The sequence below is a fragment of the Vibrio sp. A1-b2 genome (genome assembly GCF_021726015.1).
Classification (GTDB): domain Bacteria; phylum Pseudomonadota; class Gammaproteobacteria; order Enterobacterales; family Vibrionaceae; genus Vibrio; species Vibrio diazotrophicus.
Map to the genome: position 1 here is coordinate 213,536 of NZ_JAKKCI010000001.1, position 24,999 is coordinate 238,534.

Annotated in this window: 20 protein-coding genes and 1 riboswitch; of the genes, 9 read left to right on the forward strand and 11 right to left on the reverse strand. The window is 44.4% G+C overall.

What is annotated here, in order from left to right; all coding sequences use genetic code 11:
* Positions 1 to 50: 50 nt before the first annotated feature.
* From L3V23_RS00960 to L3V23_RS00975, 4 genes are all read right to left on the reverse strand, one after another.
* Positions 51 to 1,142, reverse strand: coding sequence for an ABC transporter ATP-binding protein (locus tag L3V23_RS00960; protein WP_237291799.1), 1,092 nt, complete (start codon positions 1,140 to 1,142; stop codon positions 51 to 53).
* Between the two features lie 4 nt (positions 1,143 to 1,146).
* A complete protein-coding gene (locus tag L3V23_RS00965; RefSeq protein WP_217995498.1) occupies positions 1,147 to 2,004 on the reverse strand; it encodes a carbohydrate ABC transporter permease in 858 nt (285 codons plus the stop codon).
* A 63-nt stretch (positions 2,005 to 2,067) separates the two neighbouring features.
* Complete coding sequence (locus L3V23_RS00970) at positions 2,068 to 2,952, reverse strand: sugar ABC transporter permease (RefSeq protein ID WP_102953001.1); 885 nt, start codon at positions 2,950 to 2,952, stop codon at positions 2,068 to 2,070.
* A gap of 83 nt (positions 2,953 to 3,035) precedes the next feature.
* Positions 3,036 to 4,262, reverse strand: coding sequence for an ABC transporter substrate-binding protein (locus L3V23_RS00975; protein ID WP_102967842.1), 1,227 nt, complete (start codon positions 4,260 to 4,262; stop codon positions 3,036 to 3,038).
* Positions 4,263 to 4,531: 269 nt separating this feature from the next.
* On the opposite strand from L3V23_RS00975, the gene L3V23_RS00980 reads away from it, so the two are divergent.
* The 3 genes from L3V23_RS00980 to L3V23_RS00990 all read left to right on the forward strand — a co-directional run bounded on the left by L3V23_RS00980 (position 4,532) and on the right by L3V23_RS00990 (position 8,577).
* Positions 4,532 to 5,551, forward strand: coding sequence for a LacI family DNA-binding transcriptional regulator (locus tag L3V23_RS00980; RefSeq protein ID WP_102965972.1), 1,020 nt, complete (start codon positions 4,532 to 4,534; stop codon positions 5,549 to 5,551).
* A gap of 19 nt (positions 5,552 to 5,570) precedes the next feature.
* Positions 5,571 to 7,934 carry a glycosyltransferase 36 gene (locus L3V23_RS00985; RefSeq protein WP_102965973.1) on the forward strand — a complete coding sequence of 788 codons (2,364 nt, stop codon included), beginning with the start codon at positions 5,571 to 5,573 and terminating at the stop codon, positions 7,932 to 7,934.
* A gap of 109 nt (positions 7,935 to 8,043) precedes the next feature.
* A complete protein-coding gene (locus tag L3V23_RS00990; protein WP_219725630.1) occupies positions 8,044 to 8,577 on the forward strand; it encodes a gluconokinase in 534 nt (177 codons plus the stop codon).
* A 100-nt stretch (positions 8,578 to 8,677) separates the two neighbouring features.
* On the opposite strand, the gene mukB is transcribed toward L3V23_RS00990, so the two are convergent.
* Genes mukB through cmoM form a run of 4 tightly spaced genes read right to left on the reverse strand, consistent with a single transcriptional unit; the run spans position 8,678 to position 16,005 of the window.
* A complete protein-coding gene (gene mukB, locus L3V23_RS00995; protein WP_102965974.1) occupies positions 8,678 to 13,138 on the reverse strand; it encodes a chromosome partition protein MukB in 4,461 nt (1,486 codons plus the stop codon).
* Positions 13,135 to 13,893, reverse strand: coding sequence for a chromosome partition protein MukE (gene mukE / locus L3V23_RS01000; protein WP_102965975.1), 759 nt, complete (start codon positions 13,891 to 13,893; stop codon positions 13,135 to 13,137). Before mukE ends, mukB begins: the two co-directional genes overlap by 4 nt.
* On the reverse strand, positions 13,874 to 15,211 hold the full coding sequence (gene mukF / locus L3V23_RS01005) for a chromosome partition protein MukF (protein WP_042482005.1): 1,338 nt from the start codon (positions 15,209 to 15,211) through the stop codon (positions 13,874 to 13,876). Before mukF ends, mukE begins: the two co-directional genes overlap by 20 nt.
* An 11-nt stretch (positions 15,212 to 15,222) precedes the next feature.
* Positions 15,223 to 16,005, reverse strand: a complete 783-nt coding sequence (gene cmoM, locus L3V23_RS01010; protein ID WP_102963520.1) for a tRNA uridine 5-oxyacetic acid(34) methyltransferase CmoM — start codon at positions 16,003 to 16,005, stop codon at positions 15,223 to 15,225.
* An 89-nt stretch (positions 16,006 to 16,094) separates the two neighbouring features.
* On the opposite strand from cmoM, the gene elyC reads away from it, so the two are divergent.
* The 6 genes from elyC (at position 16,095) to L3V23_RS01040 (ending at position 21,144) form a co-directional block, all read left to right on the forward strand.
* Positions 16,095 to 16,916, forward strand: coding sequence for an envelope biogenesis factor ElyC (elyC, locus tag L3V23_RS01015; RefSeq protein ID WP_237291800.1), 822 nt, complete (start codon positions 16,095 to 16,097; stop codon positions 16,914 to 16,916).
* Positions 16,917 to 17,057: 141 nt separating this feature from the next.
* The gene (gene torD, locus L3V23_RS01020; protein ID WP_102963518.1) at positions 17,058 to 17,705 is read left to right on the forward strand and encodes a molecular chaperone TorD; all 648 of its coding nucleotides are present in this window, start codon (positions 17,058 to 17,060) and stop codon (positions 17,703 to 17,705) included.
* 281 nt (positions 17,706 to 17,986) lie between these two features.
* Positions 17,987 to 18,997 (forward strand): HTH-type transcriptional repressor PurR, encoded by a 1,011-nt coding sequence (purR, locus tag L3V23_RS01025; protein ID WP_042481999.1) that lies wholly within the window; start codon positions 17,987 to 17,989, stop codon positions 18,995 to 18,997.
* Between the two features lie 174 nt (positions 18,998 to 19,171).
* Positions 19,172 to 19,270: riboswitch (cyclic di-GMP riboswitch) on the forward strand.
* Positions 19,271 to 19,383: 113 nt separating this feature from the next.
* On the forward strand, positions 19,384 to 19,971 hold the full coding sequence (locus tag L3V23_RS01030; protein ID WP_042481998.1) for a TfoX/Sxy family DNA transformation protein: 588 nt from the start codon (positions 19,384 to 19,386) through the stop codon (positions 19,969 to 19,971).
* A 176-nt stretch (positions 19,972 to 20,147) separates the two neighbouring features.
* Positions 20,148 to 20,831 carry a TVP38/TMEM64 family protein gene (locus L3V23_RS01035; protein WP_102965979.1) on the forward strand — a complete coding sequence of 228 codons (684 nt, stop codon included), beginning with the start codon at positions 20,148 to 20,150 and terminating at the stop codon, positions 20,829 to 20,831.
* A 1-nt stretch (position 20,832) separates the two neighbouring features.
* On the forward strand, positions 20,833 to 21,144 hold the full coding sequence (locus L3V23_RS01040; RefSeq protein ID WP_102965980.1) for a hypothetical protein: 312 nt from the start codon (positions 20,833 to 20,835) through the stop codon (positions 21,142 to 21,144).
* Positions 21,145 to 21,151: 7 nt separating this feature from the next.
* Here L3V23_RS01040 and L3V23_RS01045 read toward each other — a convergent pair whose 3' ends face one another.
* From L3V23_RS01045 to glgC, 3 genes are all read right to left on the reverse strand, one after another.
* Positions 21,152 to 21,958 (reverse strand): alpha/beta hydrolase, encoded by an 807-nt coding sequence (locus L3V23_RS01045; protein ID WP_102952989.1) that lies wholly within the window; start codon positions 21,956 to 21,958, stop codon positions 21,152 to 21,154.
* A gap of 148 nt (positions 21,959 to 22,106) precedes the next feature.
* Complete coding sequence (glgA, locus tag L3V23_RS01050; RefSeq protein ID WP_237291801.1) at positions 22,107 to 23,573, reverse strand: glycogen synthase GlgA; 1,467 nt, start codon at positions 23,571 to 23,573, stop codon at positions 22,107 to 22,109.
* On the reverse strand, positions 23,563 to 24,780 hold the full coding sequence (gene glgC / locus L3V23_RS01055; protein WP_042481987.1) for a glucose-1-phosphate adenylyltransferase: 1,218 nt from the start codon (positions 24,778 to 24,780) through the stop codon (positions 23,563 to 23,565). Before glgC ends, glgA begins: the two co-directional genes overlap by 11 nt.
* Positions 24,781 to 24,999 lie beyond the last annotated feature (219 nt).

The window sequence follows — 24,999 nt, forward strand, 5'->3', positions numbered from 1 at the left end:
ATTGAGTAACAGAAAGAGTCAGGCGTCACAGGCTTTTCAGCGCAGCGGCTTTACAGACGCTGAGTCGACTGAGTATCAAAAATCGAGCATTTGGTTGCTTCAACTTTCACTTTGAATGAATCGCCTACAGAAAGTTGGTCTTCCGACGTCACTCGGTGAGACAGAGTGTGCTGCTCGGTAAACTTAGTCCACACCAAGGTATCAGAACCCATCGGCTCGACCAACTCCACTACCCCTTGAATAACGTTTTCGGAAGCGTCTTCATTAAGCTCTGCAATTAAGTGTTCAGGACGAACACCTAACGTCACTGCGGCACCATCTACAGGCTGTTCAACAAATGGGTATCCACTCACATCGATGTTCAAATCTGCTGATTTAAACAGCACTTTATCCGCATGTACGCTTAGATGCCCTTTAATGCAGTTCATCGCTGGAGAACCTAAGAATGTCGCAACAAACAGGTTTTGTGGCTTGTTGTAGACATTATGAGGGGTATCCAGTTGCTGAATAATTCCGTCTTTCATTACTGCAATGCGGTCAGCTAGGGTCAACGCCTCAATTTGATCGTGTGTAACATAGATCATTGTTGATTTGAGCGTCTTATGTAGTTTCTTGATTTCTAACCTCAATTCCGCACGTAGTTTCGCATCTAGGTTCGATAACGGCTCATCAAACAGATAGATATCCGCATCGCGAACTAAGGCTCGACCTATCGCAACACGTTGACGTTGTCCGCCTGAAAGTGCTGACGGCTTACGCTTCAGTAAAGGCTCTAGTTGCAACAACTTGGCAGCCCAAGCAACTTTCTTATCGATGGTCGCTTTATCTACGCCAGCAATACGCAGCCCGAAAGACATGTTTTTCTCAACACTCATGGTTGGATAGAGAGCATAAGACTGGAATACCATGCCAATACCACGGTCTTTTGGGTCTGCCCAAGTCACGTCTTTGCCATCAAAATGGATGCTTCCACCACTGGTATCAATCAAACCACCGATCGCATTAAGTAGCGTAGATTTCCCGCAGCCTGAAGGGCCAAGCAATACGAGAAACTCACCATCATCAATAACAAGGTCTAACTGCTTAACGATTTTTGTCGACTCATAACTGATGTCGAGCTTACTGATGTTTACGATTCCCATAAAATTACCCTTTTACTGCACCAGAGGCGATACCACGAACAAACCAACGCCCTGAAGCGACATAAATGATTAGCGGTACAAGTGATGTAAGAATAGTAGCGGCCATATTGACGTTATAGGCACGCTCGCCTGTTGTTGTATTCACGATGTTATTGAGTTGAACGGTCATTGGCAGGTTGTCGTTACCCGCGAAAACCAAACCGATTAAGAAGTCATTCCAGATATTGGTCACCTGCATGATCACCGCCACGATGATAATTGGCACTGACATTGGCAGCATGATATTGAAGAACACCTTGAAGAAACCTGCTCCATCTATGCGAGCAGCATTAAACAGTTCCATCGGTAGAGTACTGTAATAGTTTCTAAACAGCAGCGTCATAATTGGCATACCGAAAATGACGTGAGATACCACTACCCCAGTCAAAGTGCCGTAAATACCAATATCTGCATAAACTCGAATCAAGGGATAGATAAACACTTGATAAGGGATAAATGCGCCTAGCAGTAGGCAAGCAAAAAGCAGATTCGCACCCTTAATTTTCCAAAATGACAACGCGTATCCATTGATGGCACCAAATAGCACTGAGATAACCACACTTGGAATTAAGATACGGACTGAGTTCCAAAAACCGACTTGTAGACCATTACACTCCAAGCCAGTACAAGCGCTGCTCCATGCCGTTTTCCATGCATCCAACGAAAAGTTTTGCGGAAGAGCAAAAATAGAAGATAGACGAATCTCGTCCAGTTCTTTAAATGAGGTCACCAGCATCACGTAAAGAGGCAACAAAAAGAACAATGCTGTAATGATTAAAAACCCATAAACACCAAAGCGTCCCCATTGTGCTTTGACTGACATCGGTCGCTCTGATGCAGTCAATTTCATTGTAGGTGAATGTGTCGCAGACATAAGTTACCTACCTTATTTCTTAATGTAATTTGAGTAGATGAATGGCGCGATTAAGCACAAGACAGTCGTTAGCATCACGGTCGATGCTGCCGTCGCCAATCCGATATTGGCGCGTTCAAATAGGTTGTCCATGATGAACTTAGCTGGAACTTCACTTGCCACACCGGGGCCACCGCCAGTCATCGCGACAACGACGTCATACATCTTGATGATGCTGATAGAAAGTAAAACGACAGTAGTGATAATCATTGGGCGCAGCATAGGTAAAATAATGCTGATATAGACACGCCAAGTTGGAATACCGTCAATTTTGGTCGCTTTCCACAAGTCTTCATCAATACCACGAAGACCAGCCAGAAGCAGCGCCATGACAAGACCAGCCCCCTGCCACACCGCAGCAATAACAACGGTATAAAGCACCATATCGGGGTTAACAATCCAATCAAAAGAGAAAGTCTCCCACCCCAAAGAGATCATGGTTTTTTGGATACCTAACTGTGGATTAAATATCCACTGCCACACTAAGCCAGTGACGATAAAAGACATGGCATAAGGGAACAAAAATACGGTTCTGAAGAAGCTCTCAGCTTTGATTTTTTGATCTATAAAAACAGCCAATAAAAAGCCCAGCACAAAACAGATTGCGAGGAACAAAAAAGCAATGACCAGTAGGTTTTCCAGCGAAGTCACCCAGCGGGAAGTACTGAATAGTCGCTCATACTGAGCGAATCCAACGAAGTCACTTTTAGGCAACATTCTTGAACTAGAAAACGAAAGACGAACCGACCAGAACATAGTGCCCATATAGGCAATCAACACGGTCAGTGCCATGGGTAAGGCTGCCAAATAGGCAAGTGCGTTACGTTTTAGGTGTCTTTGCACCGCAGCAACATTCATCGATGCACTCCACGATAAGTCAAAATAAGAGAGACATTCTTTAAAAAGGCGCACATACGTACGCCTTGTCAGTGAAAGTAATATTAGTCACGAAGCGCTTGAGTAAAGATAGTGACAGCTTTATCTGTCGTCATCTCTTGCGCGTTCCATACTTCTGTCACTGCATCTTTAAGTGAACCGTACAGATATTCTTCCATCAGCATTGAACCATCTGGTACCTGACGTTCTGCCACTTTCAGGATCGCCGCACCTTTCTGTGCACAAATATCCATGCTTGAAACATCGATATCGGTACGAACTGGGATCGAACCTTTCAGGTTGTTGAACTTAACTTGCGTCTCAGGGCTGAGCATTGATTCAACCAGTTTATTCTGAACTGCGATTTGCCCTTTATCGTCGGTTTTCGGGAATACGAATACGTCACCGCCCACGATGTAAAGAGAATCATCACCCAAACCTGGGAAACAACCGTAATCTTGACCTGGGATCTTGTTGGCTTGAGTGAACTCACCCTTCGCCCAGTCACCCATGATTTGAATACCTGCTTTATCATTGATAACAAGGCTGGTTGTATCATTCCAGTTACGACCCGGAGAGCCTGCATCTACGTATGGCTTAAGTTTCAAGAAAGTATCAACAACCTTTCTAAACTCAGCTGAGTTAAGAGTTTCACTATCACGTTTACCTAGCGCGTCAAGGTAAAGTTGCTTGCCGCCTACGTTACTTAGAACCGTTGCGAACATTAGGTTTTCTTGCCAGTTTTGACCACCAAGAGCCAGAGGGATATAGCCAGCAGCTTTGAGCTTGTCTAGAGCAGAAAATAGTTCATCAACAGTGGTTGGCTCTTTCTCTATACCTGCTTTAGCAAACGCCTCTTTTGAATACCAGAACCAACCTGGCATGTGAATGTTCACAGGAGCAGCATAGAAATGACCATTAACTTTGATGGCATTCAACGTTGGTTGCGGCAAGATTGATTCCCAGTTATTGGCTTTCGCTACTTCATCGATGTTGTTCAGCATGTCTTCTGCGATCATCTCGTGGTACTGCTGAGAAGTATTAAATAGAGCCGCTGTCGTTGGGGAACCACCAATCATACGGTTGATTGCCGCGCTACGAGCATTTGAACCACCCGCAACTGCGCTATCTTTCCAAGTTCCACCTTGCGCCTCAAATGAATCGGCCAAGACTTTGATCGCTGCGGATTCGCCGCCGGAAGTCCACCAGTGCATCACTTCTGCTTCTTCCTTAGCAAAAGCTGGCGTGGTAGCGAGGGTTATGGCGGCAGCCAGAGTAAGTTTCTTAATCATTGGGGGTACCTTTAGAGTTCGTTATTGTGTCTATTAATAATAATTAACGCTGAATCTTAATGGTTCAAAATGGAATCGATTCCATTTTTATATTTTATATATCTATATATTGGACTCTTCTAGAAGATCTTTTATTAAATATATCAATATGAGGATTTGATCACTAATTGCATAAATTAATAGTTTTAGGCAAAAAAAATCTGTAAATATGCAAAATATGGCTCTACCATGGGCTTAAAGCAGTACTTTAGGTAAGTGAGTAGAGATCTATGGCGACTATAAAAGATGTAGCTAAGTTAGCTGGAGTTGGAGTCGGAACCGTTTCCAGACATCTATCTGGAAACGCTTCTGTTTCACCCAAAGCAGCCAAAAAAATCGCTGCAGCTATGGCTGAATTAAACTATCGCCCGAACAGTATGGCGCGCTCATTGTCGTCAAAGCGTTCAGATATTGTTGGCCTTTGGGTGCCCTCTTTCTCTGGCTCATTTCATAGAAAAATGTTGCAGACCATAGAACGAGAACTACGCAAACGGGACAAGCACATCATTCTGGCCAACGCTGAAGATGCGCAAAACGATGAAGAGCGAATCAAGTGCCTCGATTACTTAATTGAGCGGGATTGCGACGGCATTTTGATGTCCTGCCCTGAGCTATCTGTTATCCAGTTAGCGAAGATCGAAGCTCGCTACCCTAAGGTTGTGTTTATTAACCGTGATATCGAAGAGTTAATAGATAAAACCTTCTGCGCCAATCATTACCAAGGTGGTCGCCTAGCGGCTGAGCACCTCATTGAACTGGGCCACACTGAAATTGCCATCGTCACTGGACGTATGAATGCACAAGATGCCATCAGCCGTCATCAGGGCTTCATAGATCGACTAGCGGAATCTGACATTGAGGTGAAACCAGAGTTAATTGAATCCGGCGGCTACAGTTTTGAACTGGGTCGTGCTGCCACTCAACGTCTGATTGATAAAGGCATTCCATTTACCGCTCTATTTTGCGGTAACGACAACAGCGCCATGGCGGCAATTTCCACACTGAACGAACAAGGTATCGTAGTCGGTAAGCAGGTATCGGTGATTGGTTATGACGATATTGACTTGGCAGAATATGCCTCACCATCGCTAACCAGTGTGCGCATTCCACTAGAAGAAATCTCTATCAATGCTTGCCATCAAATTCTCAATTTATGTTACGGCGAATCGCTCCCGATAAAGACTCGTTTTGAACCGACGCTATCCATCCGCAATTCAACACACTCAGTAAAACAGTTGAAAACTAAGTAGTATTTCAGAGGGCTATTGAATGACACACTATATTGACTCCGGCAAACGCTTCTTACTAGATGACCCAACTCTAGTACCCAACAGCGCGGGATATTTATGGAATAAGAAGATGATGATTCATGTGAATTGTCAAGGTTACGCTGTAGCTCAATATATGAATCCTGAGCCTAAAAAATACGCTCACAACCCGAATATGGCTGCCACCAGTTTTATGCAGCCAGAGCAACCGTACTTCGCTCACCATCCAGGTCGCTTTTTCTATCTGAGAGATGATGAAAGTGGTGAAATGTTCTCAGCGCCTTTTGCACCAATGAAGAAAGAATTGGACAGCTATCAGTTCCTACCCGGTCTCAATGATATTAAATGGCATATCAAGCACTTGGGTATCGAAATGGAAATGACGCTGACCCTTAGTGCCGATTTTGTTGCTGAGCTTTGGAAAGTCAAGGTTGTGAATCGTGACAGTAAGACGAGAAAAATTTCGCTCGTCCCTTACTTTCCGGTCGGCTATATGTCTTGGATGAACATGGCGGCTCACTATGATGAGACGCTGAATTCAATTGTTTGTACCTCGATCACGCCATATCAAAAGCTTGAAGACTACGAAAAGAACAAACATCTTAAAGACATCACATACTTCGCCTGTGATGTACGCCCGACTCATTTTGAAACCAGCATTCCTCGTTTCGAAGGACAAGGTGGTTTACATAATCCAACCGCCCTTCAACAAGGTAGTTCATTAAGCGATCAGGCAAACTACTATGAAATGCCTGCGTGCATTATGCAGTTTTCATTAGACCTGCAATCTGAAGAAGAACAAGAGTTTAACTTTGTATTCGGTCCTGCATTGAATAAAGCGGAGATCAGCCACACCCTAGAACAGACTCTGGGTGCGAATAAGAACCAGACTGTCGCTCGCTACGAGAGTTATATTGAGTCAGGTAAAGGGGTGTTGCAGGTATCAACACCGGACAAAATCTTTGATCAGTTCGTTAATAACTGGCTGCCTCGTCAAGTGTTCTACCACGGGGATACGCATCGATTAACCACTGACCCACAAACACGTAACTATTTGCAAGATGGCATGGGCATGGCTTATGTCAACAGCCAAGAGACTAAACAGGTTATTCTCACTTCTCTGTCACAGCAGAAACGTGACGGTGAAATGCCTGACGGCATTCTATTAACACCTGAAGCCGAATTAAAATATATCAACCAGATCCCTCATACCGACCACTCAGTCTGGTTAACACTCATTCTGGAAGCTTATTTGAATGAGACTAATGACTGGGCACTGCTGGATGAACCTGTTGCTTGGGCGGATTCTGATGAGAAGAGCAGCGTATTGGAGCACATGAACCTTGCTATGGAATATATGTGTCACGCCCGTGATGAACGCGGCTTGCCTTATATTGCTCAAGGAGATTGGTGTGACCCAATGAATATGGTGGGTTACAAAGGCAAAGGGGTTTCAGGCTGGTTAACCCAAGCACTAAGTTTTGCTCTGCAATCCTGGATTCGCCAATCACGTGCTGTTAATCACAGTGAGAAAATCGACCAGTTCCAACAAACCGTCGATGAACTAGCGGTTATTGCCGACGAGTATTTATGGCAAGGCGACTGGTATGCTCGTGGTATCACTGATGATGGTGTGACTTTTGGCGTTCCACAGGACAAAGAAGGACGTATCTTCTTAAATACGCAAAGTTGGGCTTTCCTAGCCAATATGCCTAATGAACAACAAACCGCACGAATGCTCAAAGCCGTCGATGAACAGTTGGATACGCCTTATGGTGTGATGCTATGCGCACCTGCGTTTACGGCTATGCGAGAAGATGTTGGCCGTGTGACACAAAAATGGCCTGGTTCCGGCGAAAATGGCTCTGTGTATAACCATGCCGCTGCTTTCTATGCTGCGAGTATGTACAACATTAAGCAGTCCGACAGAGCCTTTAAAACTCTGAGAAAAATGTTAGCCGATCCAGAAAGTGAGTCCTTTGCTCAACGAGGTCAGCTCCCTCTATACATTCCAAACTACTATCGCGGCGCATACTACCAGTTCCCTGAAACCGCAGGACGCTCAAGCAACCTGTTTAATACGGGTACTGGCGCTTGGTACTACCGCTTGGTGATTGAAGAGCTATTTGGTTTGAAAGGTTGCCAGCAAGGACTTGTGATTGCACCGCAATTACCTTCTGACTGGGAAAATGCTCATGTATTGCGTCAGTTCCGTGGTGCCACATTCGATGTTGAGTACCAAACCGTCAGCAGTGAGAGTGAAGCAGGCATTTTTGTAGACGGCAACCGCCTGTCATCGAACATGATTGAAGATATTACCGCGGGCAAAACTTACGAGGTCGTTGTTCGCATCTTCCGTCGCTAACAATCCAATCTAAGAACCAACCCATAGGTCAGAAGTAATCACTCTGACCTATGTTCAAGCCTCATCAATCAAGCCTCTAACAAAAACTAAAAACAATTTGAGTCAAACTATGAGCGATAACAAAAACCAACATTCTGCGGTGTTCATCATCATGGGCGTATGCTGCACGGGTAAATCAACCGTGGGTGAGCACTTCGCAAAAGCCATTAACGGTAAGTTTATTGATGGTGACGATCTGCATCCTAAAGCCAACGTAATCAAGATGTCTCAAGGTCAGGCACTGAATGATGATGACCGAGCCCCTTGGCTTGAACGAGTACGTGATTCTGTTTTTAGCATCGAAAAGAAAAACGAAATCGGCGTAATAGTGTGCTCGGCACTAAAGCAGACTTATCGCGACAAAATACGCGAAGATAACAACAATGTGGTGTTCCTGCATCTTCATGCCGACAAAGAAATCATCGCACAACGAATGCAAAACCGTGAAGGCCACTTTATGCCTATGTCACTGCTCGACAGCCAATTCGCTACTCTTGAAATGCCTTCATCACAAGAACCAAATACTCATCAAATTGATATCACGGGTTCCATTTCAGACGTCGTTAATCAGTGTGTTTCCGTTAGTAAGGCTTATTTAAGTTAACAAATACAACTGCGCTTGAGGTTTACTACCTTTAAACCTTGTGTGATTAGAAACAAAAACGCCTTCTTTTAAGAAGGCGTTTTTTATTAGGTTTCCGTTATTAACTGAGTTCTTCTGCTAATAACTGCTCTTCAGATTTCGGCTTTTCAGTTTGTCCGAAGCCTCTTAAGCCAACCACGTGCACGTGCTCATGATCTTTGAACACCTTACGCACCAGTTTATAGGTTGTCCCCTTCTCTGGGCTGATGTTTTCAGGAGCAGCGATCAGAAGCTGCATATCTAGGCGATCACACAACTCGAACAGCGTTGCGATTGACTTAGAGTCAAGACGCGCAGCCTCATCCAAGAACAGCAGACGACATGGAACGATGTCTTTGCTACGCAGACGGCGAGACTCTTCTTCCCAGCTTTGAACCACCATCAACAGAATTGACTGACCAGTACCAATCGCCTCACCAGTAGACAGTGCGCCAGATTCCGCTTGCAACCAGCCATCTGAACCACGGCTTACCTCAACACTCAGCTCTAAGTAGTTACGGTAATCCAGCATCTCTTCGCCCAGAACCTGAGCCGAACGCTGACCCATATCGATATGTGGGTTCACACGTTGGAATAGCTTCGCCATCGCTTCTGAGAAGGTGTAGCGAGAACTTTCAAACAGATCTCTGTGTTGCTCATGGTTGTCTGACAATCCTGTTAATAGGATTTCATGGCTTTCACGAACTTTAACATTCAGACGAACGCCTTTCACCTGACCAAAGGCGATGTTTGACAAGCCTTGGTTCAGCATGCGGATTCGGTTTTGTTCACGCTGAATGGTTTTGCGAATAATGCTCGCCACAGATTCAGAGCTGATAGCCAAACGGTTTTCACGTTGAGTCAGTTCTTCGGTTAGACGCGCCAGCTCCACTTCCATCTCTTCGATAGCTTCAACTGGGTCGTCAGTACGAATGATGTCTTGACGAATACGCTCACGAAGATGCTGATAAACCGCAATGTAGAACAATACTTTACGTTCAGGACGAGCATTGTCTTCCGACTGACGTAGTGCATCACGCAGATCTTCATTGTTTGCGACAGCGAGACGCAGAGCACCCAATGATTTATCTGACATAGAACGCAGTTCATCCGCAGACAGATACGCAAGTTCACGTTTGTGCAGACGACGCTCTACATCATTTTCGCGCGCTAAACGCAGTACAGAGCACCAACCCGCTTTCGCATTGACGACGAAAGTACGTAAGTCACGGTAGTCTTTCTCAACTTTCTTAAGACGCTTCACCAGCGCTTTCATCTCAAGATCAGTTGATGTAATGGTACGTTCGTATTCACTCTTACGAGCTCGAGAAGTATGCAGACGTTCATACAGTTCATCACGACGACGTTGCGCGCGCTCTAGCGCACCTTCATCAGCATGAACACCGAACTCTTGTAGTTCTTGCTTAAACTCTTGAACCGTTTCTAGTTTTGCCTGATGCGAGCTCTTCAGCGATGCCAATACCTGATTGTATTGACCAATTTGTGCTTGAGACTGTTTCAGTTCTTCACGAGTACGATTACGAGTACTTTCCGCTTGAACTAGCTTCGCTTTCAACTGCTCACTTAATTCACTGCTTTGACTCAACATATCCACTGAGTCTGAATAAGCGAAGTGATGACGACGTTCAACCAAATCAGATAACGCGAAGATCTGCGCTTTCAATTGTTGAAGTTGTGCATCCGCTTGCTGATATTGCTCTTCCAGTGCGTCGAATTGCTCTGGATCTGCATCCAGCGCGTTGACCACTTTCTCTAGCTCAGCGATGGTTTTTCCATGAGCTGAAATAAAGCTTTTCGATTCACTCAATTGAGCAATCTTTTGCGCGATTTCTTCCACTCGTTCCGCTAAAGAATCGTCTTCAATCAGCAACATGTTCGGCGCAATTTTATCCAGTGCAGAAATCGCTTGTTTACTTAGCTGCACTTGACTGCGTTGTTGTTGATCCTGACTGTCTAACTCAGCCAGAGTACGAGCGATTTGGTTACGTTTATCACGCGCCACTTGAATCGCTTGCTCTGGGTCTGCATCAAACGCGACGTGCAGATGCTTGGCGACAAACTCATTAAAGCTGGTGTATAGACGTTGCAGCTTTTGCGAGTCAAAAGCTGCTTTCGCGTGTTGTTCCACTACTTCTTCGCGTTCAGAACGTAATAGTTCCAAACGTTGTTCACGTGCTGCGCGACCAAATAGAGGGATAGCTGGCAGACGTGAATAACGAATCTGACGATCATTGAACTGAACACAAACAGCGCCATCAAGTTCTTCTGCATTGAATGAGCTGTCGTCGAACGCGTCTACATCACCTTCAATCAGGTAGAGATCTTCAGGACAATCATCCAGTTCAATGAGCTTTTCTTTGATACCTGTGAGGTCAGAAACCACAATCGCGTGACGTGCAGGACCATACATCGCACTGAAATATGGCGCATCTTCAATGGTGATATCGTCATAAATTTCTGACAGCAACACACCGCCAAGCGTATCGGCTAAACCTTTCAAGCGAGGGTCGTTCGAACCACTTGGAGACGCTAAACGTTCAATTTCTTGCTCTAGAACCTCACGACGCTCAGCAAGCTTATCTTTCGCGTTGGATTGGACTTTCTCTTGCTCCAATACCTGTTGCATTTCTGCCATAACAGATTGGCTGTTAGCCAGCTCTGCACCGCTTTGCTCACGCAGAATTTCTAGTGCATCGTTGGCTTTAATCCAAGCAGGAGCGATAGCTTCAAGCTGAGTGATCTTCTGCACTTGGTCTTGCTCTAGACGACGCTGTTCACTGCGTTTTTCACGCAGTTCTTCTTGTGTCGATTCTAAGTTTTCCAATACTGCTTGATGACGTTCTAGCTCTTGCTCAACCGCCATTTCATCACTCAAAGTGACGTTGTGTTGTTTTTGGTACTCATCAACAAGTTTACGAACAGCGGTTTGTTGCTCTAAGCGACGTTCTAAATCTCGTTGCTGCGCATACCATTGTTGTTCGTTTTGCGTCACTTGTTGTGCTTCATTCGCACGACGAATCAGTGTTCTTGCTTCTTGAGCTGCATCTTGGCGTTCAACATTGCCCAACACGCGCTTCACTAAGCTAAACGCATTCTCAAACTGAGATGCTGCCGCAGACGACATATCGAGTTTGTGTTTCAGAGACAGTAACTCTGAAGTGCGCTCTTCCTGCTGCTGCTTAAGCTCTGCCACTTTCGCTACGGCGTTTTCAGCAGTGATGGCTTCATCACCCAGTAGCTGCTGCGCTTTATCTAGCGCTTGCAATGCTTGTTGGTATTGCAGTGCACGGGTTTGCTGAACATCCAGTGCTTGTTGGTAATCGGCCAGTTGCGTCTTAAGGCTATCCACCTCTTCTTCCGCAACTGTGGCCTGCTCTTCGGCTTCTAATAAGCGCTCCTGAGCTTCTTCAACCACCATCATCTGTTCTTCAAGACGCATGTTCAGCTCTTCAAGATCATCCTGATAGCGTTCAATCTTCTCTTGCTGGCGCAATGCGTTTTGAACCAGTTGCAGATGGTCAGAAGCACCTTGATGGTCTTGCTCAAGTGCAGACTCTTGTTCTACCAACATTTCAAGTTCTTCATGCACTCGGTTAAGCAAACTGTTTTGCTCAATCAAGGTTTCACGAGAGCTCATTAACTCTTTGCGCAGTTCAAGCGTCTGACCGACTTTATTGCGACGATCGTTTGCGTGACGCATGTAGTCAGCTGCTACGTAGTTGGTTGATTCAGTAATCAGGTGTTTAAACAGATCGCGGTCGGCTTGGGTTGATTTGATCGCTTCAAGCGTCATGCGGTTTTCACGCAGCGCCGATTCCATATCTTGGAACGCTTTCTTAACGCCGCCATTTTGCGGCAATAGGTAATCACGAAGCGAACGAGTAATCGCACTTGAAATACCACCGTATAAAGACGCTTCAATTAAACGATAGAATTTAGAGCGGTCACCACTACTGCGCAGTTTCTTCGGCAGAACGCCAAACTCAAACATTTGCGCGTGGTAATCCACGGTAGAGCTAAACGCTTTGAAGTGTGCACCTTCAATCGCAGATACTGCGGCTTTCACATCGTTGATTTGACGTACGCGCGCATGCTTGTCTGAAACCGTTTCGATTAGGATATCAGTCGGTTTGATATGGCTTGGCAAGCCTTGAATAAGGAATGGTTTGATATCCACTTTCTTATCACGACCAGCGACTTGTTGCAGCTTCACGCCAAACAATAAGCGTTGTTTGCGAGAGTTCACCACATCAAGTGCTGCGTAACAAGCACCCGGTTGTAATTTACCGAACAGACCTTTGTCACGAGATGCTTGCGAGCTACCCGCTTCTGTCGTATTGCGGAAATGCAGTAAGCTTTGGTCAGGGATAAGCGCAGTGATAAACGCTGCCATAGTGGTCGATTTACCGGCACCGTTACCGCCAGATAGTGTCGTTACTAAGCCATCAATATCAAAAGTACGAGCAAAGAAGCCGTTCCAGTTGACCATGGTCAGCGATTGATACTTACCTCTTTCAATCATGCTTCACCTTCCAATTCTGTATCATCGACTTGCTCTTGATCTGTTAGGGAATCCTCGTCTAACAAGTCTTCCTCTAATGAACCATCATCTAACAAACTATGTTGATTTGGTTCCTGAGTATGCACAACTGCTTCACCATCGCGGATCAGGCGCAGCTGCGCTTCACGCATATCGTCACCTACTCGTACATCAGCACCAAAACGGAATACCGCTTCACTGATACTGAATTTTGAGGTTTCGCCGATATTGATAATCATGCCAAGACGACGTAAACGACGAAGTGATGCTCGAACTTTTTCAAACAGTTTCTCTTTATCCAAATCCGAACCGTTGGCTCTGTTCGTCACTAACTTCATGAGTTTTTTCTCATCGGTTAGCGCAAGCAGCTCTTCATACAGCTCTTGATTGGTAAAGATACCCTCATGAGCCAAACGCTCAGGGCTAAGATAAAGGAAACAGAGCACTTTACCCACCAGCATGTCCAGCTCGGACAAAATACTGCGGTTGATAAGTGTTGTAGAACGCGGACGTAAGTAGAAGAAGCCTTCAGGGGCGCGTACCAGTTCGGTGTTGTAACGTTGGTAAAATTGCGCCAGTTCCGTTTCAAAATCCGATAGGAATGCGTGATTATCTAAATCGTCGCTGGAAACATGTCGCCCCGCACGCAAGGCACTGTCCAGTGCAGGGAAAAGCGGATTGCTGATCGCTTTCGCCAGATTCTCTGGCATGTATTCATTAATATCTGTCGATGACATTTGCTTGTACCTTTGCACCAAAATCGTTGATTGCTTGCCAGTCCGGCTGAATCGCGCGGTAGTCCGATTCGGAGTAACCGAGTCGAACGGCTTGATCAACAACTATTCGTGCTAAATCAAAATGATGAGTTTTTGGATGAGTGGCGAGGTAATCGCGCAATACAGCACCCAAATCTATCGCTTGTCCTTGGTCTTTATGCACTTGCAGCATTGCGCCAATTCTCTCAGCAAGTTCATCGTTTACTTGCTGGAATTCTTCGTACTCTACTTCGTCAGGAACGCTACCTGTCACTTCGTCATCGCGAAGCACTAGCGCTTCATCACGAAGATCCATCAAACGCTCAGCATCGGCATAGGTTAAATACCAAGGTTGCTCAAAGTAGTCATTGAAGGATTGACGCAGGCGTTGGCTAAACGCTCGGTTTTGGTCCATATCAATAGCGGTACGAATGAACTTATGTACGTGGCGGTCATAGCCAATCCACAAGTCAATCGCCTGCTGACCCCAACTCGTGATTCGGTCGAGTTTCATCTGCAAGCTGAATAAGGTCTCTTCAATAAACTCAAGTTCAGGATTACCATACACAATCTCCTGAATATCTAAAATCTGAGTTTGAAGATCATCGCCAGCGGTTTGCAAAGTATCTTGCAGCTCGCGCAATGTTGAAGATGTTTCTGAAAGTAGCTCTTCACAGTTATTGATGGCTTCACGCCAATCTTTGTTCAGAAGCTCTGCGATTTGCTCTTTTACGGATTGCTGCTGCTCATCCATGACACGTTGGTTTAAATCAATACGGTCAAAGATCTCACCCACAGAGTATTTCAGCACACCGAAAACGTTCTTTTTCCAGTGTCCAACTGAACCACCTTGCTGCGCAGATTCGACAGCTTTTGCCATTTCGTCAGCCAACATAGAGAGTTGGATAGACAGCTTCAGCTTAGAGAACTCTCGGTGACGAACGTAGTAATCGGTTATGCCTATCGCCAGTGGCGACAGTCGATATATGCTCGCCCCTTCATTGAGTTCGCTGGTAAAGCGACTGATAAGACGTTGTTTAACTAGCTCATTAATGGCGTTGTTAGCACGAAAAGCGGATGCTTCACCTGTATCTTCAAACATTCGAGTGACTATAGTGAATGCATCGTGCAACTCGCCTTCACCGAGTTCTTCATCAAATCTTTCGTTACTCAGCACTGCAATTGCAATGAGAAATGCGAGTCGCTCAGTCGATAGATTTAATGAGAAATCATGCTGTTTTACCCAGCTAACCAATTCATCAATAGGTTGCTCAACAGCTTTCTGAGTTAACTCACCCATTGTTATTCCTGTTATTGTTTTTTCTTAGCCCATACATGTATGTATCGGCCTAATGAGAGGTATGGCTCCTGACGACAAAATTTTCGTTCTAAAGCCAATACATCATCGTATTGGTATTCGCCCATGTTTTTCACATTGCCAATATAATCACTGAAACAGCGAATACCCGATTTTCCTTGTATCTCAAACCCTGCGTCCTCTATCCATTGGTACACTTCCGTAGGAAGTAATCCGGTTTGAGGTTGGAGCTTGAATCGTTTTCGATGCGGCATCCCCTCTAATACATGAGGAATATTGCCACAAACCGCATTTTTATATACCAACCCGTGATAGTTGTAGAACATGATAGACGCCATCCCTCCCGGTTTAACTTGATCTAACAAGTTTTCCAATGCAGGTTTAGGGTCTGCCAACCATTCCATCACTGCGTGAAACATCAACACATCGACGGGTTCACTCAAATGCTCCTGAATATTTTGCACAGGAGAATGAACCAGACGATATTGATCAAGCAAACCATGATTGGCAATATCCTGTTTGGCTAGATTGAGCATTTCAGAAGAAAGATCACACAAGGTGACACGATGCCCAAGTTTGGCGATCTTCTGTGACATCTGCGCGAGTCCACCTCCTGCATCAAGGACATGCAATGGAGCTTCTGACTGGTCAAAATTTGTTAACATCTGTGTGAGATCTTCCCAAACAATGACTTGGCGGATTTCTCCTTTGTCAGAGCCATAGATGTTTTTTGCAAATTTGTGGGCAATATCGTCGAAATTGCGATCTTCTGTCACGGCGGCTTGAGTTATGATAAAGAATTCGTGCTGCTATTTTGTCATAGGAATAGCAGGAATAAAGAGGGTTTATTCCTTTTTATTATCAAGTGCTGTTTTTTCGGACTATTTTGTTTATGTTTGAGCTGAAAAAGATTGTTTCATCCTTTTTAATGCCCTTGCCAGCACTGCTGATTGTGGGATTCATCGGCTTAATGCTGATTATGTTTACTGCCAAGCGCAAGACTGGCAGCCTAATCGTTTTATTTTCACTCACCAGTCTTTTCCTTATTTCGTTCCAACCAATATCAACTCGCTTATTGATGCCACTGGAGCGTCAATACTCTGCTTTCCTTCCTGTGGAAGGGGCAATTGACTATGTAATGGTGTTAGGTAACGGCCATGTTGTTGACGACGATATACCGCCTACATCGGAACTTTCTCGTACTGCACTAATGCGTTTAGCCGAAGGTATACGCATCGTTCGCATGTATCCGGGGTCTAAACTGATTCTTTCTGGCTATTCCGGCGGCAGTGAGTTCAGTCATGCTCGTATGCTGGCGCGTGTTGCTTTGGCTCTTGGCGTCGCAAAATCCGATATCGTGTTGTTGGAAACAGCTAAAGATACATGGGAAGAAGCAAGACAAGCCGCAGCTTTCGTGCAAAACAGAAAGCTCGTATTGGTTACTTCGGCTAGCCACATGGAAAGAGCAATTAAAGAGTTTGAATCGGCTGGGCTAAACCCCATTCCAGCGCCGACCAACTTTCTGGCGCAAGTAAACATCGCGCAACCTTGGGAAAAGTACACGCCTAAAGCACGTTATTTGGAACAAACCGAGCGATTCTGGCACGAGAGTTTAGGTCAGCTTTGGCAGAGTCTGCGTGACTATGTCGCTGGTTATGAAGAAACCGTAACACAAAACCAGTCGTAATCATCACACTCTGTTAAGACCCGCCTAGTGCGGGTTTTTTCTTATCTTTACAGCACAATTTCCAAACAAATTAATCAGTAAATTTCATATAAAGCGCAATTATTGCTTAGACTTAGAAAAAGGCTGAACCGGAGCTAAGCGATGAAAGAAATTAAAGCATTCAATGACAAACGTGCTGAAATTTATTGGTGGCTTTCAGGTCTGTTTACTCATGAGCTCTCTACACAAGAGTTATCACGTTATGATTCCCCAGAAATTCATAACTTCCTAGCAGGTCTTGGTGAGAATGCGCATTTAGCAGAACCTAGCCAAAAGTTCATCTCTGTCCTCGACCGGCTCCTCAGGCAACAGGATGCTCAAGTTCAAATAGCCAATAGCTTTGATCATCTATTTTCAAAATGTGATGAAAATTCTGCACTACCCTATGCTTCACTCTATTTTGATAAATCTAAGCTTGTTGATATATCCCCAGCACAAGCGATTGCGGATCTGATGGAACAAAATGGCGTTCATGTACAGAAACAGGCAGATGAGTCTTATGATCATCTTTCTATCGAGTTGGATTTTCTTGGCCACCTAATTATCCGTTCGAATGAACTGGAAAAAGAGCCGCATATGGAGAAAGCACTTCAGTTTCAAGCAGACTATATCCGTAATCATTTACTGAGCTGGGTGCCAGAATTTTCTCTTCATTGCTCAAGTGTGGACAAATTAGGGTTTTATTCTTCAATCTCCGTATTATTAGTTGCTTTTCTACAACTTGATTTACATTACCTTACTGGCGACTGATTCTCGCCGACAGCTCATTTTAGGCAATGAATTGTGACTACCGTTGAGTTTGCGCTTATGATTTGTCGTTGCGAGCTAACCGTTTGCGGTTTAAACTCAACAACAAAAATATGATTAATCATTATTTAAAACGCAAACCGCTGTTTCAAAGCGGTTTTTGTGTTTTAGTGACTTTAGGCTAGAAGCTTTTCAACTTCGCCGCTGCTGAATCCGGCCAGTAAACGGGTTTGTTTGACCTAATAAAATTTAGCTAAAATCAGCAGTCAAAACAGGACAAATCTATGGCTACGATTAAAGACGTTGCTCGCTTAGCAGGCGTATCAACCACAACCGTATCACACGTTATTAATAAAACTCGCTTTGTAGCAGAAGCAACTCAAGAGAAAGTTCTTGAAGCAGTAAAAGAGCTAAACTACGCACCAAGTGCGGTAGCACGTAGCTTGAAATGCAATACAACACGTACTATCGGTATGTTGGTTACTCAATCCACCAACCTATTCTTCTCTGAAGTTATCGACGGCGTAGAAAGCTACTGTTACCGACAAGGTTATACGCTAATTCTGTGTAACACGGGTGGTATTTACGAGAAGCAAAGAGACTACATTCGAATGCTGGCTGAAAAACGTGTCGATGGTATTCTGGTGATGTGTTCTGACTTCACTCCTGAACTATCAGAAATGCTTAATGCGCATGCTGACATTCCAAAAGTTATTATGGACTGGGGTCCAGAAGCGTCTAAAGCCGACAAGATTATCGACAACTCTGAACTAGGTGGCTACTTAGCAACTAAGTACCTTATCGACAGAGGACACAAAGACATCGCTTGCCTCAGCGGCCATTTAAACAAACTGGCTTGCCAGGAACGAATAGCTGGTTTCCGTCGCGCGATGGGCGAAGCCAATCTAGAAGTAAATGATAACTGGATTCTAGAAGGCAACTTTGAGTGCGACACTGCCGTTCTAGCAGCCGATAAGATCATCGCAATGGATAAAATGCCAACCGCAGTGTTCTGTTTTAACGACACCATGGCGCTGGGTCTAATGTCTCGTCTTCAACAGAAAGGGGTTCGTGTACCTGACGATATTTCCGTGATTGGTTACGACAACATTGAATTGGCTGAGTATTTCTCACCACCACTGACAACTATCCACCAACCGAAACGTCGTGTGGGTAAAAACGCTTTCGAAATCCTGCTAGAACGCATTAAAGACAAAGAACACGAACGCCGTATCTTTGAAATGCATCCAGAAATCGTTGAACGCGATACAGTAAAAGATCTCACAAAAGAATAAGTTACACTTAATAGAGCCCTAGAACTTCCTAGGGCTCGCGAGAAGTCTCTCGCAAAATTTTTCGATTGTAATAAAAACAGTAAACATAAAGTTCATTTTCTGAACTAAAATCACATTTAGTGCACATAAATGTGATGCTAATTCAAGTTTTTGATTATTATTTTCAGTCTAGTGTCACGCACAGGGCAAACCATTTGAAAGGATGGGACGCAAAGCCTCCGGCCTAAACCAAACGATGTTCATTCATCACTGGTAGGTAGCGGGGTTGCCGATGGCAAAAATCTATACATGAGTTGACTATTGATTGACATACTTCATGTATTTTTTTGCTATTCTCTCGGACCTGAATTTGGTGGCGTATTAGTTAATACACCGAGACTAACAGCATGGATAAACCAGTACTAAAAGACTCAATGCGGCTTTTTGAGCAGCTAGGATGTGTAAAATCACGTTCTATGTTCGGAGGGTTCGGCATTTTCATCGACGACGCGATGTTCGCTCTAGTGGTTAACGACCGACTGCACATTCGCGCAGATGATCACTCCTCAAAAAATTTCCAACAACAAGGGTATGAACCTTACGTTTATAAGAAACGTGGTTTCCCTGTTGTTACAAAATATTTCGCTTTACCTGAAAATGCTTGGGAAACCCCAGAGCAGATTATTGAAGAGGCGAAACAGGCTTTAGAAGCAGCAAAGCAAGAACGTGAAACTCAAGCGAAAGCGAAACCCGATCGCCTTAAAGATCTGCCTAACATGCGTCTGGCTACAGAGCGTATGCTGAAAAAAGCAGGCATCGATTCTGTTGATATGCTTCAACAAAAAGGTGCACTCGCCGCGTTCAGAGCGGTACAAGAGACTCACAACACAACTGTTGGTTTAGAGTTACTTTGGGCATTAGAAGGTGCAATTGAAGGTAAACACTGGTCGGTGATTCCTCAATCTCGTCGTGACGAGTTAATGCAGAAGCTTTGAGTAAAAACTCACCTTACTTATAAAAGCACTCTCTACGAGTGCTTTTTGTTTTTCAGAAGCTTTCTGTATTTAAGAAAAGTGAACCCAGATTGAAATTAAAAATCGACTTTCCCTTTCTTATTAACCATAGATGAAGGACATTTAATAATAATGAGCCGACTATTTTGGAGTAATTAATGAGTCGTAAACTGATACTGGGTTTAGTTTTAGTCGCTGTGGTTGTTTTTCTCGGTATTGAATTTAGCCAATATCTAACTCTTGAGAATGCAAAAGCTCAACAAGCAAACCTTTCTCACTACATTGAGCAAAACCTTCTCTACTCAGCGCTGATATATTTTGTTGCTTATGTGGTTATTACCGCCTTTTCCATTCCCGGCGCAGCGGTTGTCACTCTACTCGGAGCCGCTTTGTTTGGCTTTTGGTTTAGCCTTGCCTTAGTCTCTTTTGCAAGCACCATAGGGGCAACGCTCGCTTTTCTCAGCAGTCGTTACTTACTTAGAAATTGGGTTCAACAACGCTTCAGTGACAAGCTCAACGCGATCAACACAGGTGTGAAAAAAGACGGCTCTTTCTATCTCTTTACACTAAGACTAATTCCCGTGTTCCCGTTCTTCCTTATCAATCTACTGATGGGGCTAACACCTATTTCAACCGCTCGCTATTATTTAGTGAGTCAACTGGGCATGCTTCCGGGTACGGCTGTTTACCTTAACGCAGGCACACAGTTAGCCGAGATAAAGACACTTGCAGGCATTGTTTCGCCAACGGTGTTGCTCTCTTTCGCCTTATTGGGAGTATTCCCTTTCATAGCTAAATGGTTACTGTCTAAACTTCAAAAGAGAGCGGTCACCAACGAGTAGTATGAAAATATTCATAGCTCAGCACCCAGCTGAAGCACATATCGTGTGCGGATTATTACGTCAGCAAAGCATTCCCTGCGAAGTAAGAGGGGAAACCCTTTTTAGCGTTCGTGGGGAAATTCCTTTTGACGAGTCTTCATCACCTTATGTCTGGCTGCTGAACCTCAGCTTCATAAAACAATCAGAAGCCATTGTCCGTGACTACTTGCACCCTATAAACGGAAATGAGCCTGAATGGCGTTGTGAGCATTGTGGGGAACAAAACGAACCACAGTTCGGATTATGTTGGAACTGCGGCTCAGAGAACAATTAGAGAACGGCTACGCTTTCAGCGTTAACTGTTTGTTGATGAAGTCGATAGAAACGCGGTTAAAGACTTCCGGCTGCTCGATATTACATACGTGGCCGCAATTGGGAATTTCCCAAAGCTCACTTTTCTCATGCATAGCAACCATATCTTTAACTGGCTGAATAAACATATAGTCACGCTCCCCCATCAAATATAGGGTTGGAATCGGTAACTCTTTGTCACGAAAGCAACGCATCATTGGATTGATTTCTGCGGCAAGCGTAAACCAGCGCTTAAACTCCTTCTGGCAGAGTTTCTTTGCTTCTCTAACAAATAAATTGCGAGATTGCTTTTGGCTACGCTGAGGCATCACGATGTAAGCAAATAGACGATAGAGCCACATGTACGGCACGAAATTCTTACTTATATGTCCGAGCTTCACCAGTATTTGCGAACGCACATTTAGACGGGTAACTGCACCACCCAACACCATAGAACTGACTCGCTCAGTGGCAAGCTCTGCAAGGTTGCGAACAATAATGGTACCCAATGACATTCCAACAAAATGCGCAGATTGAATCTTTAGGTGGTCGAGCACGCGTAACACATCTAATGTCACTGACTTAAACGTGTACTTGTTGCGGATTAAGTCTTTGATAAGCTGGGGTGATTTACCGTGACCACGCAAATCGACGAATAGCAAATTGAAGTGCTGTTTATACGCTTTAATTTGCTTAAACCAAATGGCCGAACTGCCTCCAGCACCATGAACAAATACCACCCACTCTTTACTCGTAGGATGATGGTAAGTTTTATGAAAAAGCATGCTTTGAAGCATTGATACCACTTAATTTAAACCAAAGAAGATGGCACGAGGTTACCACAGACTGACCTTTCAAGGTGATTGGAGTTGTTAAAAAATGTCTTCCAAAGTCGACCAGATCAAAAACAGAGCGCTAAGGCTCTGTTTTTATTCAAGTGAACTTTTAGTCAAAAATTGCGTAGTGATACATTTTCACATATTCCAACGCGGATTCTCGCCAACTAAAGTCACATCTCATCGCTCGTTGCTGAACTTCTAACAGTAAATCTGGATGTTGCAGATAGAACAGCAGAGCTCGTTGCATGGTGATAAGCAGAGCCTCTGGTGACGGTTCTTGGAAACCAAACCCCGTCGCTTCGCTAGGGTATTTGTCATAGTCTAATACCGTGTCTTTGAGACCGCCGACTTCACGTACGATTGGCAGCGTGCCATACGCCATGCTGTAGATTTGGTTTAGACCACACGCTTCAAATTCAGAAGGCATTAAGAAGAAATCCGAACCTGCTTCAACAAGGTGTGCATATCGGTTGCTGTACGCCTCAACAAACGCAAATTGCGTAGGGTGAGCGCTCGCTATTTTGTGCAGCTGAGCAGCCACTTCTGGCTCCCCTGTACCCACAATGACCAACTGAACATCGTTGTGCAGAAACTTCTCCAAAATAGGAAGAATGTAGTGAAAACCTTTCTGGTGAGTAAGCCGACATACCATGCCAAACATTGGGACATCACGTTGCGGTAGCTGTAGCTCTTCTTGCAATACTTTTTTGCTGGCAAACTTACCCTTCTTCAATGATTTCTCGTCATCGGAGTAGACTTCAGGCAAGTAGGTATCCGTTCTTGGGTTCCACTCGCTATAATCACAGCCGTTAACGATGCCATGTAAATCACGGGCACGGCGCACAAAGTCATCAACTAAACCATGAGAGCCAAGAGGAGTTAGAAGCTCTGACGCGTAATTCGGACTTACCGCGTTTACTTTGTCTGCAAATGCAATACCGGCTTTGAGCATACTGATATGATCGTGACCATATTCAAGAAATTCCATACCAGTGAGGTTGAGTTCTGGAATCACTTCCAGTTGATGATGAGAGAATACACCTTTAAACATCGCATTGTGGATGGTAATGACGCTTTTCACACCAGCGAAATACGGGTCATCTTTGAAGCGAGTCTTCAATAGAAAAGGCACTAGACCAGTATGCCAGTCATTGGCATGAATGATGTCTGGCTTGATTCCTAACTTAGGTAACACATCCAAACAAGCAGAAGAGAAAAAGCCAAAGCGCTCCCCGTTGTCGTGATAGGCTTGATTACGCTCTGCATACAGCTCAGGGCGGTCAAAGTAGGCATCGCAATCAATAAGATAAATTGGTACGCCTTCCAGTTCTGTTTGGCGAACCTGATAACGAATATGAGGCCAATGTGTGAGTTCTGTTTCGAGAATCACTGGCGATGAGTTTTTGTCTGGTACCGTGCGGTAGCCAGGTAAAACAATGGCGACTTCATGACCGAGTTCCAGCAAGGCTTTTGGCAGAGCCTTGGCTACATCAGCCAAGCCTCCACTTTTTACTAGTCCTTGAACTTCTGAAACGGTAAACCACACATTGAGTTGTTCCTTTCTAGAATCCAACTTTCGTTCCTTTTGCTATGACGACGATTCCGTCATCAGATACATGGAATCGTTGTCGGTCCAATTCTAAATTTTCACCAATGACAGTACCGGGGGCGATTTCAACATGCTTGTCGATGATGGCACGCTTAATTGAGCAACCCGCCCCTACTTTCACATCACCCAAGATAACAGATTCACTAATCAAAGAGCCAGCCGCAATATTGCTTCTAAATCCCAAAACTGATTTGTAAATGGTTGATCCTTGGATATAACTACCACCAGAAATTAAACTGTCTGTGATTTTAACCTTACGCTCACCAGAATCAACAAAAGTTGCAGGTGGTAACGGTGGATAGTAGGTGTGTAAAGGCCAACTACGGTTGTACAAAGAGAATGGCGGGTTCTTAGACAGAAGATCCATATGTGCCGACCAATACGATTCTATCGTACCTACATCACGCCAGTAGGTTGTTTCAATCTCTCCTTTGATTTTATTTTGAGAAAAGTCATACACATAGACACCACCATGGGGAAACATCTTCGGAATAATGTCTTTACCAAAGTCATGGCTTGACTCTGTATTCACGGCATCTTCTCTCAACTCATCACACAGTACCGTCGATTTAAAAATGTAGTTACCCATGGAGACCAAACACCAGTCTGGGTCTCCCGGAATTGGCTTAGGATTCTCAGGCTTCTCTTCGAAGCCAATCATCTGGCCTTCACTATCCACTTCTATTACGCCAAATTTCGAAGCTTCTGTTCTTGGCATTCGCAATGCTGCTACCGTCAGCTTTGCTTGTTTTTTAAGATGAAACTCCAACATTTGACGAATATCCATTTTGTAGACGTGGTCAGAGCCAAAAATACAAACATCTGCAGCGCCTGATTGTTCAACAAAGACAATATTCTGATAAATAGCATCGGCCGTACCTTCGTACCAACGTTTACCATCACGCATTTGTGCAGGAATAATGTCGATAAAACGATTAGTAATGCCAGAAACGTTCCAGCCTTTTTTCATGTGAATATAAAGGGATTGTGATTTGAATTGAGTTAGAACATAGATCCTCATTAAGTCTGCGTTAACAAAGTTATTTAGGGCAAAATCAATCAACCGGTAGCTGCCACCGAAAGGCACCGCGGGTTTTGAACGCGTTTCGGTTAATGGCATTAGACGAGATCCTTCGCCGCCAGCCAATATCATTCCTAGTACACCAAACATATATAACTCTCCATTTATTATATTGACGTCTACCTTGCGTTTTTAGTTGGGGGGGGGGACAAGGTAGCGTTGCAGACTGTGCCATGCTTTTTCAAAGAACTGACAGGAAAAGCAACAAGTTACATATCTGCTCTTAAGTTTATAGCAGTAGAAAGTATGTAGAAGATGACATTCCCGTTCATTAGTTATGGGTAATATTCTAAAGTATGAGTTTCAGCA